Below are 16567 nucleotides of genomic sequence, written 5' to 3' on the forward strand. Positions count from 1 at the left end.
CCCCGGCAGCGCCTGTTGCCCCCGCCCCAGAAAGTACCCCAGGGAGTGTATTACAGTAAGCGAATGTGAATGACCCGAGGCCCTAATCAGTCTCCCTAATCTCTGAACAAAAGCGCAGAGGGCAACTCTGCCACCCCTACTCTGTCTACCAATTCTGGGAAGTCGTAATGGACTGGCTGCTCGATCCGCTCAGCTATGAGTTTATGCGTCAGGCGCTGCTGGCCAGCTTTTTGGTCGGCATTCTCTGCCCAGTTGTTGGCACTTACTTGATTGTGCAGCGCATAGCCATGCTAGGGGATGTGGTAGCCCATGGGGTGCTGCCTGGACTCGCGATCGCCAGCTTCTTTAACCTACCTATTCTGCTGGGGGCGTTTGCTATGGGCCTGTTTAGCACCGCCGTCATCGCCTGGATTCGGACCCAATCGCGCATCAAGGCCGATACGGCGATGGCAATTACCTTTTCGACCTTTTTCTCGCTGGGCATTACCCTGCTGACGGTATTCCGCAGTCGAGTATCCTTGGAGCAGCTTTTGTTTGGTGACATCCTCAGCATTAGCTCCAGCGATGTCTGGCAGATTGCTGCGATCGCCGGGTTAGTACTGGTTGGCGTCGGCCTGTTTTACAAAGAGCTGCTGTTCTTCACCTTCGACCCCCTTGGGGCAGAAGCCCTGGGGCTACCCGTCAACCGCATCAACCTGGGGCTAATGGCGGGCATCACCCTCGCCATTATTGCCGGCATAAAAACCGTAGGCGTTATCTTAGTCGTGGCCCTCATGGTTGGCCCCGCCGCTACCGCCTATCTGCTAGTTAAAGAACTGCACTGGATGATGGGTTTGGGTGCTACCCTGGGGGTGCTATTTAGCGTAGTGGGCATGTATAGCAGCTATTATCTTGATATACCGTCGGGACCTGCGATCGGCCTGACGGTGTTTGCAGGGTTCTTGTTGGCTCTGCTGTTTAGCCCCCGCCAAGGAATTATTGGACGTTGGGTTAGCAGCCATACCTAACAAACAGACATGCCCTTAGAACCCTTGCTGATTACCAGCGAGGATAATTCATTGGCTCCAATTCGTTCTTCATTAATGATACGGTCACTATCCCCCGCTTGATAGACGCCTCTAAGTAGTGGAATAGCACCTTGAGAAGTAACTACCAAGTTAAGGTATGGTGTCTGTGGTTTAAGTCCTTATCTCTAAGGTAGCTAATCGGTGACAATTGTCCTGAAACCCCTAAAAGCTCTCTGGCGCAGAAAGACACTGATCAAGCGCTGGCTGCCCTTAGATGACTCTCAATGGGCCAAGCTAAATCTTCTAAAGACCCTAGTTCAGCGTGATTTAGATGCACGTTACAAAGGTTCTATCCTCGGAAAACTCTGGCCTGTTCTAAACCAGGTGTCCCAACTGCTAATTTATACCTACGTCTTTGGAATTGTGCTCAAGGTCAGGATAAGTCTAACAGGGCTACCTGAAGACAATTCCCTAATCTTTGGATTGTGGTTATTTGCCGGTTTGGTGCCTTGGCTTGCCTTTAGCACTGGATTGTCACAGTCGGCTGTTTCAGTTATTCAGCAGCCCAACCTGGTTAAAAAAGTCGTCTTCCCGCTTACCCTGCTGCCCTTAGTGCCTATCCTCTCCAGCTTGATTGAGAGCACCTTTGGCTTGATGGCCCTCATTATATTTGTCGTACTAGCTACCCAGCAGCTGCATCCGACCTTACTACTTTTGCCACTGGTCTGGTTGACTCAGCTATGCTTAACTGCTGGGCTAGGGTTTTTGACTGCCGGGTTGACAGTATTTTTGCGCGATATTCCTCAATCGCTGGGGATAATTTTGAATTTATGGTTCTATGCCACCCCTTTAATCTATCCAGCCAGTCTGATTCCTCAACCATTTCAGACCTGGATATTTTGGATCAACCCTATGGCAGCCGTAGGAGAACTATACCGAGACATGATTTTAACTGGCAACGTGACTCACTGGAGTGAGTGGGCCGTGGCTACAATTATATCTATCCTAGTTTTGCTGGGTGGACTGTGGTGCTATCGCAAACTGCGCCCAGCGTTTGCCGATGTGTTGTAGTGCGATCGCGAAAAAGAATTACGGTCGGCTAAAAGAACTAGTGGTACTTTTCACTAACCCCACTATATATGCCAGTAGTGAAACACAACAACATCGGAGCCGAGACTTAGCTGATACTAATCTTGGCAAAGTACAAACCACACGTAACAGAGATTGACTAAGGAAACTAAAGAAGCCGCTGAATGTTTAAAGCATGCACATAGTAGCAACCGTCTAAGTAGAAAGGACACTGGGAAGCAATGACTGAGGAGATCGCAATTTCGCTACAGAACGTGTCTAAGGTATATAAACGATATCACCAGCCTGTGGATCGTTTAAGGGAAATTCTGCTGCCTAAAAAACCTAGAGCAGAAGAATTCTGGGCAATCCAAGATATTAATTTAAAGATTTCAAAAGGCGAAACGCTAGGCATTGTTGGGCGCAATGGGTCAGGCAAAAGTACGTTGTTACAAATTATCGCAGGGACTCTCACTCCAACAACCGGAAATATACATGTCAATGGCAGAATATCTGCCCTGCTGGAATTAGGTAGTGGATTTAACCCGGAGTTTACGGGGCGACAAAACGTATTTTTCAATGCTCGTCTCTTAGGGCTAACCCAGGCAGAAGTCGAGAGCAAATTTGACCAGATTGTTGCTTTTGCCGATATTGGAGATTTTCTTGACCAGCCTGTCAAAACATATTCAAGTGGTATGTTTGTTCGACTGGCTTTTTCGGTAGCCGTAAATGTCGATCCCGAAATTCTAATTGTAGACGAAGCTCTGGCGGTAGGAGATATTTTTTTCCAGCAAAAGTGCTTTGCTAAAATGCGGCAATTAAAGGAATTAGGCCATAGCTTACTCTTTGTTTCTCATGACTCGTCCGCGATTTACAAACTTTGTAATCGAGCAGTGCTATTGGAAGACGGGCACATAGTTTTAGATAGTCAACCGAGACAAATTATCGATTTATATGAAGCTAAGATTCTAAAGGAGTCAGATCAGGATTCTGATTCCCTAGATGTCAATGTGGTTTTTGAAACTAATCAATCTAAAGGCAACCCAGATATAAAAGATATTATCGCAGGAATGCCAGAAAATGTGGAGGAGATAAAGCTTCACAGATCTGAAGTTACTATCCAATCAGTCCAGTTACTAAGTACAGACGGGCAGGTGCTTCATAGCCCTATAATCGATCAATCGGTACGACTGGCAATAAATCTTCAGTTTCACAAAGCCTTTGAAGATCCACACGTTGGATTTAAGATTCGCGATCGAACAGGCTTAGATTTATTTATGACAAATACCTACGTCATGAATAAATCCTTAGGTGTAGTTAAAACTGGTGAAATCATAGAAGTAAGCTTTAGTTTTACTATCTCCATGATTGAAGGCGATTATACGGTAACCATTGGCGTAGCTGATGGTGGCCACGGTGAAGGCTTATTTCGCACGACTCTTATTTACGCACACAATGCTTTGTCCCTTAAAGTGCTACGCGATCCTGAAAAACCGTTATGGTTTGGAATTACTAACCTACGGCCAAAGTTGACGGTAAAGCGGAGCCAATCAACACTTTGTCATTCAGATGAGAACTCATCTCCAGAAATACCCACCCCCTTATCAGTAGCACAGGCTTACGTAGAAGACCAGCTATTCGCCTTACTTCGGCCATACACGTTATGTAGCCGCGATCGCCTTGAAAATATAGCCCAACTTTCCGCCCAACTCAACAAACAAAATGTACCTGGCGACTTTGTTGAATGTGGAACCTATAAAGGTGGCTCTGCGGCTCTGCTTTCGAGATTTCTGAATTCGGAGCGGCAGCTTTGGTTATACGACAGTTTCCAGGGAATGCCGCCTACCTCTGCCAAAGATGGGAAAGATGCTGCCGACTGGGTCGGAAAATGTGCGGCTGAAATTAGTGATGTCAAAGAAATTTTAGGCTATGTCTCTGCACCCTTAGAGAAATGTCATATCAAGCCAGGTTGGTTTCAAGAAACGTTCCAACAGCCTTTGCCAGAACAGGTTGCACTGCTACACTGCGATGCTGATTGGTATGAGTCAGTCATTCTTGTTTTGAACACGTTCTATGATCGCATTCCAAGGGGGGGATGCATTGTTCTCGATGATTTTGGCTATTGGGAGGGATGCCGGGAAGCCTTCTACGAGTTTTGCAAGCAGCGAGATGAGAAACCCTTGTTAGAGCGTGTCGGCTCAACTCAAGCATATTGGATCAAAACTTAATTGCGCGATTGTTAAGTATCACACTAAGACTCTCCTCATCGTATTCCTGAAACTGTTACTTAACTCAGGTCAATGGTAGTTAAAAGCCCCCTAACTAATTGCAATAATGTGACCCTCTTGAATAGGTTTTCAAGGGAAAAGATCATCAGTGACTGGCAAGATTTTTTTCAAATAGATGTTAGTGCAGACCTCAAAACCTACCCAGACTTTCAACTGTATCGATGTAATACCACCGACTTACGCTTTTTCCACCCGTTAGATATTTTCGGTTCAGCTCAGCTATATGAAAATCTCATGAAATTTGAGTGGTACTATATGGCTGAAAAGTGGGAGTACCGAGTTGCGCTTCAGGACTTACAGGAAAACAGCAGAATTCTAGAAATAGGTTGCGGAGATGGTCATTTTGTACGTCAGGCAGAGGATAAGGGCTTTCAAATTGAAGGAATTGATTCTAACGAAAAGGCTGTGCTTGATGCTCAAAGAAGTGGCCTTAACATTCATCAGTCACCAATCACAGATATTTTAGCTGAAGGAAAATTTCAATACAATTGTCTCTGTGCCTTCCAGGTTTTAGAACACTTGCCCAATCCGTTAAAGTTTTTGACAGATTGTATCGACCTTCTGAAATCAAATGGCTTATTATTGTTAAGCGTACCTAATGCAAAGAGCTTTCTAAAGTACCAATATAATTTACTTGATATGCCTCCTCACCACATGACTCAGTGGTCTGTTAAGACTTTCCGCGCTTTAGAAAAAATTTTGCCGCTAAGACTTGAAACTACCCGTTTCGAACCCTTGGCTGACTATCATATTGATGGCTACGTACAGGCGAAGGAAAATGAGCTTAAAAGTGTATTATCTCGATTGCCAGACTCCTTAGCTAATTCGATGATAAACAACTATGAGAAAGCCTTAAGAAGAGGACTAAATAGATATACAAGAGGACAAAGCCTGTACGTTAAACTTCGGAAGCGGAAATGAGATATCTGAATTTAGGATGTGGCAATCACTTTCATCTAGACTGGGTCAATATAGATTTCCAGTCAACTGGAACTGATGTCATTGCTCATGATCTGCGCAAGCCGATCCCTTTCGCAGACGATACGTTTGATGCAGTTTACCATTCCCATCTTCTAGAACACTTTTCTCGATCTGAAGCTAAGCCTTTTCTACAAGAGTGCTTACGAGTTCTCCGTCCGGATGGTGTGCTTAGGGTTGTTGTACCAGATCTAGAGCAAATAGCCCGCGAATATCTGCGAATCTTGGAAGAAACAAAAAACGGTTCTGAGAAGATCGCCCATGACTACGACTGGATTTTATTAGAAATGTATGACCAGGCTGTTCGTCACCAATCTGGAGGCGACATGGCCAAGTATCTCTCGAAAGATCAGATTCCTAACGAAGATTACGTCATCAAGCGTTTTGGTTATGAAGGACAGACGCTTATAGAAAACTTAAAAGGCAAGAATTTAGACAATTCTCAAAACCAAGCGATTTCAGAAAATACGGATGAAGCTGCATTGGCAATCGGACGTTTTCGCTTAGGTGGAGAAGTTCATCAATGGATGTACGATGGCTATTCTCTAGGTCGATTATTAAGAGAGTCTGGATTCAAAGACATTCAGAGTTGCACGGCAGCAGAATCAAGCATCGCAGATTTCCCTAAATATCATTTAGATGTCCTAGATAATGGACAGGTTAGAAAATCCGATTCCTTATTTGTAGAAGCTAAAAAGCCTAATATTATTGTAGAATCCTGGGTTTTTGAAGCTGAGAACAATACCAAAGACAGCCTAAAGGTATTACATGTTTCCACCAGCGATATACAAGGCGGAGCAGCTCGTGCATCCTATCGCTTACATCAAGGACTTCGCTTGCTTGGCCAAGATTCCTTAGTATTAGCTAAACAACGAGCCTCAGATGATCAGTTTGTCTGCTCAATGAAAGACCTGGGTCTTGATGGAAATGTCTCAGATGAGTATAGTCTTTACGCAGAGATTCAGGATTATTATATTAATAATAATCGTACTGACTTATCAAATACGCTATTCTCATATCCTTATCCAGCCATTGATCTAACTAGCATAGAACAGCTCAACCAAGCTGATATACTCAACTTACATTGGGTTGCATGGTTTCAATCGGCTAAAACCATAGCTGCGCTTTTAACTTTAGGAAAACCTGTTGTATGGACTCTGCACGATATGGCTGCCTTTACAGGAGGCTGTCATTACTCTGCCGGTTGCCAACGCTATCAAAACACCTGTAGCAAGTGTCCTCAGCTGAAAGAGGATAAGTATGATTTGCCGACATCAATCTTAGATGATAAAGTTAGAAAACTATCCTCCTTCTCAAATCTGACAATAGTAACTCCAAGCCAGTGGCTAGCAGATTGTGCTAGTAGCAGCCGACTATTTAAGAATAATCGAGTTGAAGTCATTCCATATGGCATAGACACTACTGCCTTCGCGCCCATTCCTAAAGTGATTGCCAAAAAACATTTAAGTATACCTGAGGACGATATTGTCCTACTCTTTGGTGCTGACTATAGTGTGGAAAAACGAAAAGGAGTTGACATCCTGATTCAGGCTTTGACTCAATGCTTTCAAAGTGATTTGATTCAACAATTATCAGAGAAAAAGCAAATCAAAATTTTAAATTTTGGTCGCAGTTCTCTCAGTTTTAAAAACTTAGATGGCTTAGGTGTACATGTAATTTCTCTTGGCTATGTGACCTCAGATGAGGAACTAAGCTATATTTATTCGGCAGCAAATGTTTTACTGCTGCCTTCTTTAGAGGACAACTTTCCAAATCTTATGTTAGAGGCAATGAGTTGCGGAACTTCTGTTATTGCATTTTTGACGGGTGGAATGGTAGACCTTATCGATGATGGTGAAACAGGCCGATTAGTAAAATTAGGAGATATAGATGGCCTTTCCAAGGCTATTTTAGATAGCCTAATCAATCCTAACAAATACGAGGAAATGGGTCTAAAGGCACGTCACAAAATTGAGGAAAATTATTCCCTACAACACCAAGCTAGTCGTTACACAGATCTTTATAAAAAGCTGCTAATTGATAACCAGTCTCAGCGAAAATCTTTTGACATCCAGGAGATTGACCTATTCGATTCTCTAAACCTAAGAGAAGTTGCTATCGAAGCGGGACGAATAGCTTTGTTACAAGAACGTCAGTCCACCCAAAATCTTCATGAGAAAATACATCAAGCTAAAGTTATAGTTCAGCAAAACCAAGCGCATAATCAGCGTCTACAAGCTGATTATGAGAAGACGCAGACTAAACTCCAGCAGGCTCAAGCCACTATAACTGCTATGGAATCAAGTAAATTTTGGAAGATCCGGAAAGTGTGGCTTCAAATGAAAAAACTGGTTAGAGCGAAGATGGGTTAAAGTAAGGTTAGTTTAATAACCACCTGCGACCCTATTTCAACTGTTATTAAACTTGAAGAACAATTAATCACACTATGAAAATTGTGTCAAATATAAGTACCGCCAGGAAATTTTTTAAACTACCCCAGTGGTGAATATATAAATCTTAATCTTTCACTCTTTGGGTTTTGCAGAAGCTTAAATCTCAAAAACTACCTAGAGAAAATATCGTGAGCCAAATCATCCCAGAGCCTAAAATCTCAATAATTGTCCCTTCTTTAAATCAAGGAGAGTATCTAAGGCAGTGTATCGAATCAATTCTATCTCAGCAATACTCTGATTTGGAACTGATTATTATTGATGGAAATTCAACTGATCAATCTGTTGAAATAATTAGAGAGTATGCCGAGCATATTAGTACCTGGGTTAGCGAACATGATTTGGGGCAAAGTGACGCTATTAATAAAGGGTTTAAGCAGGCTACAGGAGATATCGTAGCCTGGTTAAATGCTGATGACTTTTATCTTCCGAAATCATTCCAGCGCATCAAAGATGCTTACCAAGCTAATCCGTCATCACCTTTTTATTTTGGAGATGGTCTTCGAGTAGATAAAAGTGGAGAAGCTATCTCTAGGTTTTTCCCTACAGAAAAAGTGTTATTTGATCGTCAAGCTTTAGTGATGGGCTTGAATTATATTCTACAACCCTCAACTTTTATAAACCGCAAGGCGTTGGAAAAAGTTGGTTACTTAGATATTAATCTCCACTACGGAATGGATTCAGATCTTTGGATGCGTTTGTCAAGTATTGGTGTTCCACAAGCTGTACAGTCGCCCTTGGCTGCGAGTAGGGAATACGAAACTACCAAAACCGCCACAGGCTCATTTGCCCGAGTTGAAGAACTACGCAACATATCTATGAAGTATTCTGGATTACCTATTACACCTGGAGTAATCTGCTATTTTTTAGACACTCTTTACCGGGTTGTCCAAGAGAACCATAGTATCTTCCCCAAAGCATATTCTAAAGACATTGTTTTTTTCTGGAAGAAGACGCAGTCTTTGTTAAGTCTGTTTGATGCTAGGCCAGATGGCTTTCCTCAACAGTCTAAATTAGATAAGTAAAGTGCGTCTTGGGTGAGTATTGCCGGAAACGATGGAAAACTAAATCCAACCTGTGCTGAATATCTTGAAAAGATGTAATTTAAAAGTCTAGGTTTATCTTATGAGAATCGGTATTGATTTCAGACCTTTAATAATTGGTGCATCTGGGGGAATTTCTCAGCTGGTTAAAGGTGTTTGTGAGCACATGTTTGACCTTTATGATAATCACTATTTTGTTGTGTTTTGTACACCTTTTAATAGAGGCCTTATTGAATATATTGGAGACCATGTTAAATACTTAGTCCTGCCTCTTTCTACATATTTTCAGCAACTTGATAAAATTGCTGAAGAAGAAAGCTTGGATGTCTTATTTAGATCTTATCCGATAGAAGACGATCTAAAGTTCCCATTAACTAAGCAGATTTATTTGATTCCAGATATCCAACACGAAAAGTTTCCGGGCTTTTTCTCTGATGCAGCTTTGCGTTCTCGTCGTGTTGCGTTCTCTAAAGCATTAAAGGAGTCTGCAGCTATTGGAACTATATCTAATTTTGCCCGTCAAACCCTTATTGATTTTGTCGGCAACAGTTACACTGATATTTTTTTGATGGAACCTGCACTTCAAGACTCTCACCAGGATTTTGAAGCTATTAACCTAACTGATCTAGAAAAAAAAATACTCCCTCAAGGAGACTATTTTATATTTCCGGCTAATATTTGGAAGCACAAGAACCATTTGTGCCTGCTTCGAGCATTCGAAATTTTCATAGGAAAGACTGGACGTGATGTCCAGCTTATATTAACCGGTTACCAGGAAGGATGGGACGACTTAGCTAAAAATTTTTCTGCAATACCTTTTGTGCATTTAGGCTTTGTTAGACCAGAATTTTTGAGAGTGCTTTTAGCACGTGCTAAAGCCTTAGTATTTTTCTCACTTTATGAAGGCTTTGGGATGCCGCTTTTAGAGGCTTTCAATGCTGAAACTCCTGTTATTTGTAGTAATACAACTAGTCTACCTGAGGTAGGTCAAGATGCTGTCTTAACATGCGACCCTACAGACGCAGCTGCAATCGCTGTGCTCATGGAACGTATTCTAGACGACTTTCAATTAAGAGACCAACTCATTCAGGCAGGCAAGGCTCGCCTCATGGCTTACTCTTGGGATAATGCTGCCCACAATTTAGTGGCCGCATGCGAAAGAGTAAAGAATAAAGCATATCAATATTTGCAGCCTATCTCTCCTGCGAATCAAGAAGACCAACCGTTGGTTTCAATTGTTACTCCTTCCTATAACCAAGGTCGATTCTTGAAGAGAACAATTGACAGTGTTCTTGGGCAAAATTACCCAAATATAGAATACTTCGTATTTGACGGAGGATCGACAGATAGTTCAGTTGATATTCTGAAATCCTATGGCGATCAGTTTTTTTGGGTTTCAGCTTCTGACGAGGGCCAAACTGATGCCATAAATAAGGGCATGAACCTTGCAAAAGGCCAGATCCTTGCATATCTAAACTCTGATGATATGCTTCTTCCTGGAAGTATTAATAAAGTTGTTGATTTCTTTAATCGGCATCCTGAATGTGATCTGGTCTATGGCAACGCTTTCTACATTGATGAAGATGATAATGTTACCGGTAGCTACAGAACGGCAAAATACTCTCTAAACCGGCTAATTGAAGACTGCATGATCTGTCAGCCAGCTGCTTTTTGGCGTAGTCGTGTCAAGGAAAAAATTGGGCTGTTTGACAAGTCGTTAATCTATGCAATGGATTATGACTATTGGTTACGTATTGCGACACAATGCGGTAGTATTCATTTCTTGCCCAATGATTTAGCATGTTCTCGACTTTACCCTGAGACGAAAACATGCTCTGCCCGCTCAAAGGTTTATGCAGAAATATTCAAAGTGAGTCGCAGAAACGTTGGCTATGTCCATAAAAGCTACTTCCAGGGGTTTTGGCATCATTTGGTTTTTGAAAAGGATGGTTTTACTAGTCAATTATTGCGCCTTAATCCAAAAGCTTACGTTGGGCTAGCTAGGATTCACTATAGATTATCAATCCTTTATTATACGCTATTAAGTTTTAGACAGGAATCTTTAACTGATACCCTTATATACGTGCTCCAAAAAGTACGCAGAAAACTGATGCGCTGGATTCAAAAATATTTCAGCTCAATGCATATTGATTTTTCCCCAAGCTCTGCAGGCTTTGTAAATGGTTACTGGCGAGATAACTGGCTTTCACCAGTGGTGACTATTCCTGGCAAGAAAGTGGGAGCTTCTGAAGAGTTTTATATTATGGGGACGGCACCTATTGATTTAGTGATGACAGTCTACTCTGGCGGACAAAAGGTTAATAGATTTAACATTTCAGCTCATCAGCACCAGGCCATTAACCTGCCATCTAAGATCTTGAGCGGTCAGCCAATAAAGCTTAGATTCTCTAACTACTTTAAAGATTCGAGCAGTAGAAAGCTCTCATTCTTGCTTGAAGCTACAAATCTATTTTCTGAGCGTGACATTGGCTGAACTACATCAGTTGGGTTTGCACATTTCTCTCGGATTGAGTAGATATATATTGCCTAGATAAAATTCTTAGATTTATTCGTCATGAATTCAACATTTAGTGTTGTCACGCCTTCCTACCAACAGGGCCGTTTTATTGAACGGACAATAAATAGTGTTTTGGATCAGGATATAAGCCTTGAGTTCATTGTTGTAGATGGCGGTAGTCAGGACAATACTCTAGATGTACTAAAAAAATATGAAGGGCAACTTTCATGGATATCTGAGCCTGATGATGGACAAGCCGATGCCATTAACAAAGGCATCAAGAAATCAAGTGGTGAAGTCATCGCGTGGATAAATTCTGATGATATTTACTATCCTGGAACTTTAAAGAAGGTACAAGCTATTTTTGCAAACCATTCCGATGTACAAGTTGTATATGGAAACGCTGACTGGATTGGGGAAAACGATGAGGCTTTGAAGAGCTTTCCCACAGAATCTTGGAGCTATGCAAGGCTCAAGGAATCGTGCTATTGTTGCCAGCCTGCTGTATTTTTTAGGCGCTCCCTAGTTGATAGATATGGGAACCTTGATAGTTCACTCCAATATTGTATGGATTATGAACTCTGGCTTAGGTTTGGCCAGTACACTGACTTTTATTTTTTGCCCGAAAAATTAGCTGGCTCTAGGCTATATGCCTTGAACAAAACAGTTGGTCAAACTTTCGCCGTTCATTCTGAAATCAACCGAATGCTTGAGGCTAAATTTGGAGTGATCCCAGCTAATTGGCTGCTAGGCTATGCCCTGGTGAATGTGGAAAAAACTCATGGTATTAGCCGCTACGATCGCACCCAAACTCAGCACTTTGTGCGTCTGCTGGTACAGTTTTCATGCCGAGAGCTAATAGCGCATAACCCGCTGGCATTCTTTAAGGTCTTTCCTAAAATGATTTTTTGGTTTTTGGTACCTGATCGGGCCTGGTTTAGGCGCGAAGACATTTTGGCGTTGATCTAGGCATGGTTAGGTTTGTCGTTGATGCTACTCCGGTTTTGCCTAAGCCTAGTGGTGTAGGGCTCTACGTCCTGAATCTGCTGGGGGCACTGCGATCGCTGCAAGCAGCCGAAAATTTTAGCCTTGGCGTTGCTTATCAACCCAGCCTTAAGAACTGGTTACGAGGGAATTTAGCTTTACCTGAAGTGCTTGCGGTCTATGACGATATAGCTGTCTTACCCCTGCCAGTACGCTTGCTCAACCTGTTGGCTCAAGTGCCTAGAAACCCGGTTTTGGGACAGCTAGAGCATCGTTTTGGTCAACCCGATATCTACCACGGTACCAACTATGCGGTTTATCCCTGTCGGCACAGCCTGCGGGTAATGACGATCTATGATCTCTCATTTCTGCGATATCCAGAGTATGTGACGGCAGTGGTACGGACTTACGGCCAGCGTGTAAGGCAGTGCCTAAGCTGGAGCGATCTGGTGGTAACCATTTCTGAAAGCTCTAAGCGTGACATTGTGGAGTTACTGAATGTGCCGCCAGAACGGGTGTGGGTTACGCCGCTGGCTAGCCGCTATGCGGTGGATGCTTGGGGAGGGAGTCAGGGTGTAGCGGCAGTTGAATCGGATAATCGCCCCTACATTCTCTTTGTTAGCACCCTGGAACCCAGAAAAAATGTGGTGCGCTTGATTCAGGCGTTTGATCGCCTTAAAACCGACCGCCGAATCGACCATTTACTAGTGCTGGTGGGCCAAAAAGGGTGGCAGTTTGAGCCAATTTTTGAGGCGATCGCAGCCTCTCCCTGGCAGCAGCATATTCGCCATCTCGACTATCTCTCTGATACTGAGGTGGCTTACTGCTACAGGAATGCCGATGTATTTGCCTACCCATCGCTCTACGAGGGGTTTGGCCTGCCGGTGCTGGAAGCCATGACCCTGGGATGTCCGGTGGTGACCAGCAATGCCTCGTCTCTGCCCGAGGTAGCTGGCGAAGCGGCACTGCTGGTAGACCCTACCAGTGTGGAAGACCTGGCTGAGGCACTGTGGCGGGTGATTGGCGATCGCGCCCTGCGTCAAACCATGATTGACCGGGGATACCAGCAGGCAACTCAGTTTTCCTGGACCCGAACGGCTAAATCGACTCTGGCGGCCTATCGTTCATTACTATAAGTGAGCCTAGCCCTTTGATTTAACGAGCGACGTTAATGACCAAAAAAGCACTGATTACGGGCCTCACTGGCCAGGATGGGTCGTATCTTGCCGAGTTATTGTTATCGCAGGGTTATGAGGTCTGTGGCATGGTACGGCGCTCCAGTTCCAGTAGTTTTGAGCGCATCAGCCATTTTTCGAACCAAATTGAGGTTATTTCCGGTGATCTGCTCGACCAATTCTCGCTGATGGATGCCATTGATCAGACGCAGCCCGATGAGATTTATAACTTAGCCTCTCAGAGCTACGTGCCCCTGTCTTGGACACAGCCGGCCTTAACGGCTGAGTACACGGCTTTAGGTGTGTCTCGCCTACTGGAGGCCATTCGGCGCTGCAAGCCCAGCACTCGCTTTTATCAGGCGTCGAGCAGCGAGGTGTTTGGCCAACCCGATGAATCTCCCCAAACCGAGCGTACGGCCTTTAGACCCCGGAACCCCTATGGGGTAGCCAAAGCCTACGCCCACTGGATGACGGTCAACTACCGGCAAAAGTACGATTTGTACGCCTGCTGCGGAATTACTTACACTCACGAGTCACCGCGTCGAGGTGCTGAGTTTGTCTTTCGTAAAATTACTCGGGGGGCAGTGCAAGTTAAGCTTGGCCTGGCGAACGAACTACGCCTAGGCAATCTAGATGCCCAGCGAGATTGGTGCCACGCCCAAGACGTGGTAACCGCCATGTGGCTGATGCTGCAGCAGGAGAGCCCTGATGACTACATTATTGCCAGTGGCGAGACTCATTCTGTACGTGAACTGGTAGATTGTGCGTTTAACTACCTAGGTCTAGACTACCAACAGTACGTCAGCGTTGACCCAGCGTTTTATCGCCCCGATGAGGATGTGCAGCTAGTTGGGTCGATAGACAAGATTAGAACTCAGCTGAATTGGCAACCTCAGTATTCGTTTCAACAGCTAGTAGAATCGATGGTTGATTACGATCTCAAGACGCTGACTGAGTCCAAGGAATAAGCCGATCGCAGGCATAAAACACACCATTGAACGGCTCTTGAATGACTGAGGCCTCGCTGCTAATTAATTTGGCGTTTGTACCCACTAAACCGACGGGGCTAGGGGTGTATGCGCTTAACCTGGTTCAGCATCTTTCCAGAGCAGACAGCTGTATTCTCAGCGATCGCGCGATCGCCGGGCATTGCCACCAGCCTTCTCCCCCAGGAGCCACTACTGATGCTGGGAAGAAAGGGCATGCCCGGCGGCTGTGGTGGACTCAGTTTCAGGTACCTCAGATTTACCAACAGCTGAAGGCGAAACTGTTTTTTTCTCCCGTTCCTGAAGCGCCGCTCTGGTCATCGTGCCGAACGGTAGTTACGGTACATGATTTGATTCCGCTGCACTTTCCTCAGCGGCGATCACCGCTCACGCTGTACTCTCGATACTACCTACCTCAGGTTATTCGTCAGGCTGAACACATCATTTGCGATTCTGAATCAACTTTGCGGGATATCTACCATTTTTTTGGTCCGCCGCCAGGGGCGACAACGGTAATCCCACTGGCCTACGATGACAACCACTATCGAATGCTGAATTTGCCTCGGCAGCCCTATTTTTTGTACGTGGGTAGCCATTACACCTACAAAAATTTGGGGCGACTAATTGAGGCCTTTGCTAAGACAAAGCTACCTGACTTTAAACTTCTAATCGCCGGAGTACCTGACCCTCGCTATACGCCATTTCTTCAAGCTCAGGTGGAGGAGATGGAACTTGGCGATCGCGTCCAGTTTTTGTCCTACGTGCCCTACAGCGAACTGCCTCAGCTGATTAACCAGGCGATCGCGCTGGTGTTTCCCAGCCTGTGGGAAGGATTTGGTTTACCAGTGCTAGAGGCAATGGCCTGCGGTACTCCGGTAATTACATCCAACTTATCTTCGCTACCGGAGGTGGCTGGGGATGCCGCCATTTTGATTGATCCCTACAACATTAGTGAAGTGGCAGAAGCTATGGTTTCTGTTGCAACCGATCTACAGCTTTGGCAGACGTTGCATCAAAAAGGGTTAGCACGGGCAAAACTGTTTAGCTGGGAGAAAACCGGACGGCAGACTAGTACCATTCTGCAACAATATTTGTGAGCCAATCCTAGCGATGGCTGGAACGCAAATCGTAATCCTTTAGCGGTGACTGGTGCGCACAATCCAGTAGCTGATAGCGAGGGCGAAAATTGCGATCGCAAGCCCAATTAGCGTTGTCCCTGTCACCTTGGTTAGGTCAAGAATAATAAATTTTCGACCCACCGCTGTCAAAGCCGTGGCTATCACCAACTCGACCTGCACCACGTGCTTTCGGATATAGGCGGTGATGTTTTCCAAAATCTCCAGGGCGATTAGCACCGTTAAAAAGAGGCCAAAAACATCGATTACGGTTTGGCCTAGGAACGTGCCGGGGGCGGTGGTAAAGATGGCTTCGATCAGCACGACTGCCAGATCAAATACGATCGCCAAAATCACGATCACCATGCCTAAAGAAAGCAGTTTAGAAATGCTGCCCTCAAACTGGTGTAACCGCTCTAGAAACGTTTCATTCTTGAGCTGATTGGCCAGCTGATTGGCCAGCTGCTTGGCCCGGTTCGCCATAGAGATTAACTACTCAGGGGGTGGGTGCTGCTGAGAGAATAGACGATTCTAGGGCCTGGGGTAAAGTCTCAGGCAGGGCGGTTTGGTCTGGGTTTAGGCGGTTTAGGGGCACTACCTGCGCGGCACAGGCCTTCAGCTCGGGTTGGCCCGAGATCGGGCAGGCGATCGGGTGGGTGAGGGCGTTGCACTCAGCTTCGTCAGCCCACAGGCTGCCCCAGTGCATGGGCACAAACAGGCTGCCCCGACGAATGTTTTGGGTGACCAAAACGGGCAGCCGGACGGTACCGCGCGGCGATCGCACCTCTACCCATTCGCCCCCCTGCACCTCCAGCTGCTGGGCGTCGCGGGGGTTCATTTCGAGAAACGGGGCGGGGTGCATTTTTTGAATTTTCTCAATCCGCCCGGTGCGGGTCTGGGTGTGCCAGTGGCCGTAGAGCCGCCCAGTGGTGAGCACAAACGGGTACTGGTCGTC

13 protein-coding genes are annotated in these 16567 nt (G+C 45.0%); 11 read left to right on the forward strand and 2 right to left on the reverse strand.

Annotated elements, in window-relative coordinates:
* Positions 1-167 precede the first annotated feature (167 nt).
* From IQ273_RS19340 to IQ273_RS19390, 11 genes are all read left to right on the forward strand, one after another.
* On the forward strand, positions 168-1007 hold the full coding sequence (locus IQ273_RS19340; protein WP_194024802.1) for a metal ABC transporter permease: 840 nt from the start codon (positions 168-170) through the stop codon (positions 1005-1007).
* A 249-nt stretch (positions 1008-1256) separates the two neighbouring features.
* Positions 1257-2078, forward strand: coding sequence for an ABC transporter permease (locus IQ273_RS19345; protein WP_278000571.1), 822 nt, complete (start codon positions 1257-1259; stop codon positions 2076-2078).
* A 239-nt stretch (positions 2079-2317) separates the two neighbouring features.
* Positions 2318-4303: a TylF/MycF/NovP-related O-methyltransferase gene (locus tag IQ273_RS35415; protein WP_194024803.1), complete on the forward strand. Its 1986-nt coding sequence runs from the start codon at positions 2318-2320 to the stop codon at positions 4301-4303.
* Positions 4304-4375: 72 nt separating this feature from the next.
* Entirely contained in the window at positions 4376-5284 is a 909-nt protein-coding gene (locus IQ273_RS19355; protein ID WP_194024804.1) for a bifunctional 2-polyprenyl-6-hydroxyphenol methylase/3-demethylubiquinol 3-O-methyltransferase UbiG, read from the forward strand.
* The gene (locus tag IQ273_RS19360) at positions 5281-7713 is read left to right on the forward strand and encodes a glycosyltransferase (RefSeq protein ID WP_194024805.1); all 2433 of its coding nucleotides are present in this window, start codon (positions 5281-5283) and stop codon (positions 7711-7713) included. The genes IQ273_RS19355 and IQ273_RS19360 overlap by 4 nt, the downstream gene beginning before the upstream one ends.
* 209 nt (positions 7714-7922) lie before the next feature.
* Positions 7923-8816: a glycosyltransferase family 2 protein gene (locus tag IQ273_RS19365; RefSeq protein WP_194024806.1), complete on the forward strand. Its 894-nt coding sequence runs from the start codon at positions 7923-7925 to the stop codon at positions 8814-8816.
* A gap of 100 nt (positions 8817-8916) precedes the next feature.
* On the forward strand, positions 8917-11328 hold the full coding sequence (locus tag IQ273_RS19370; protein WP_194024807.1) for a glycosyltransferase: 2412 nt from the start codon (positions 8917-8919) through the stop codon (positions 11326-11328).
* Between the two features lie 81 nt (positions 11329-11409).
* Complete coding sequence (locus IQ273_RS19375; protein ID WP_194024808.1) at positions 11410-12321, forward strand: glycosyltransferase family 2 protein; 912 nt, start codon at positions 11410-11412, stop codon at positions 12319-12321.
* A 2-nt stretch (positions 12322-12323) separates the two neighbouring features.
* Complete coding sequence (locus IQ273_RS19380) at positions 12324-13472, forward strand: glycosyltransferase family 1 protein (protein ID WP_194024809.1); 1149 nt, start codon at positions 12324-12326, stop codon at positions 13470-13472.
* A 35-nt stretch (positions 13473-13507) separates the two neighbouring features.
* The gene (locus IQ273_RS19385) at positions 13508-14479 is read left to right on the forward strand and encodes a GDP-mannose 4,6-dehydratase (protein ID WP_194024810.1); all 972 of its coding nucleotides are present in this window, start codon (positions 13508-13510) and stop codon (positions 14477-14479) included.
* A gap of 41 nt (positions 14480-14520) precedes the next feature.
* Positions 14521-15594 carry a glycosyltransferase family 1 protein gene (locus IQ273_RS19390; protein WP_194024811.1) on the forward strand — a complete coding sequence of 358 codons (1074 nt, stop codon included), beginning with the start codon at positions 14521-14523 and terminating at the stop codon, positions 15592-15594.
* 39 nt (positions 15595-15633) lie between these two features.
* On the opposite strand, the gene IQ273_RS19395 is transcribed toward IQ273_RS19390, so the two are convergent.
* Together IQ273_RS19395 and IQ273_RS19400 are read right to left on the reverse strand one after the other, a co-directional pair.
* Positions 15634-16095, reverse strand: coding sequence for a phosphate-starvation-inducible PsiE family protein (locus IQ273_RS19395; RefSeq protein ID WP_194024812.1), 462 nt, complete (start codon positions 16093-16095; stop codon positions 15634-15636).
* Between the two features lie 13 nt (positions 16096-16108).
* Positions 16109-16567: molybdopterin dinucleotide binding domain-containing protein (locus tag IQ273_RS19400; RefSeq protein ID WP_278000570.1), on the reverse strand; the 459-nt coding region annotated here is incomplete at its 5' end.

The sequence above is a fragment of the Nodosilinea sp. LEGE 07298 genome, from assembly GCF_015207265.1.
Classification (GTDB): domain Bacteria; phylum Cyanobacteriota; class Cyanobacteriia; order Phormidesmidales; family Phormidesmidaceae; genus Nodosilinea.

What these genes read in the sequence shown, in the direction of transcription:
- IQ273_RS19385 (WP_194024810.1), top strand. Translation starts at nt 13,508, where the DNA reads ATGACCAAAAAAGCACTGATTACGGGCCTCACTGGCCAGGATGGGTCG.
- IQ273_RS19380 (WP_194024809.1), top strand. Translation starts at nt 12,324, where the DNA reads ATGGTTAGGTTTGTCGTTGATGCTACTCCGGTTTTGCCTAAGCCTAGT.
- IQ273_RS19360 (WP_194024805.1), top strand. Translation starts at nt 5,281, where the DNA reads ATGAGATATCTGAATTTAGGATGTGGCAATCACTTTCATCTAGACTGG.
- IQ273_RS19390 (WP_194024811.1), top strand. Translation starts at nt 14,521, where the DNA reads ATGACTGAGGCCTCGCTGCTAATTAATTTGGCGTTTGTACCCACTAAA.
- IQ273_RS35415 (WP_194024803.1), top strand. Translation starts at nt 2,318, where the DNA reads ATGACTGAGGAGATCGCAATTTCGCTACAGAACGTGTCTAAGGTATAT.
- IQ273_RS19395 (WP_194024812.1), bottom strand. Translation starts at nt 16,095, where the DNA reads ATGGCGAACCGGGCCAAGCAGCTGGCCAATCAGCTGGCCAATCAGCTC.
- IQ273_RS19375 (WP_194024808.1), top strand. Translation starts at nt 11,410, where the DNA reads ATGAATTCAACATTTAGTGTTGTCACGCCTTCCTACCAACAGGGCCGT.
- IQ273_RS19340 (WP_194024802.1), top strand. Translation starts at nt 168, where the DNA reads ATGGACTGGCTGCTCGATCCGCTCAGCTATGAGTTTATGCGTCAGGCG.
- IQ273_RS19370 (WP_194024807.1), top strand. Translation starts at nt 8,917, where the DNA reads ATGAGAATCGGTATTGATTTCAGACCTTTAATAATTGGTGCATCTGGG.
- IQ273_RS19355 (WP_194024804.1), top strand. Translation starts at nt 4,376, where the DNA reads ATGGTAGTTAAAAGCCCCCTAACTAATTGCAATAATGTGACCCTCTTG.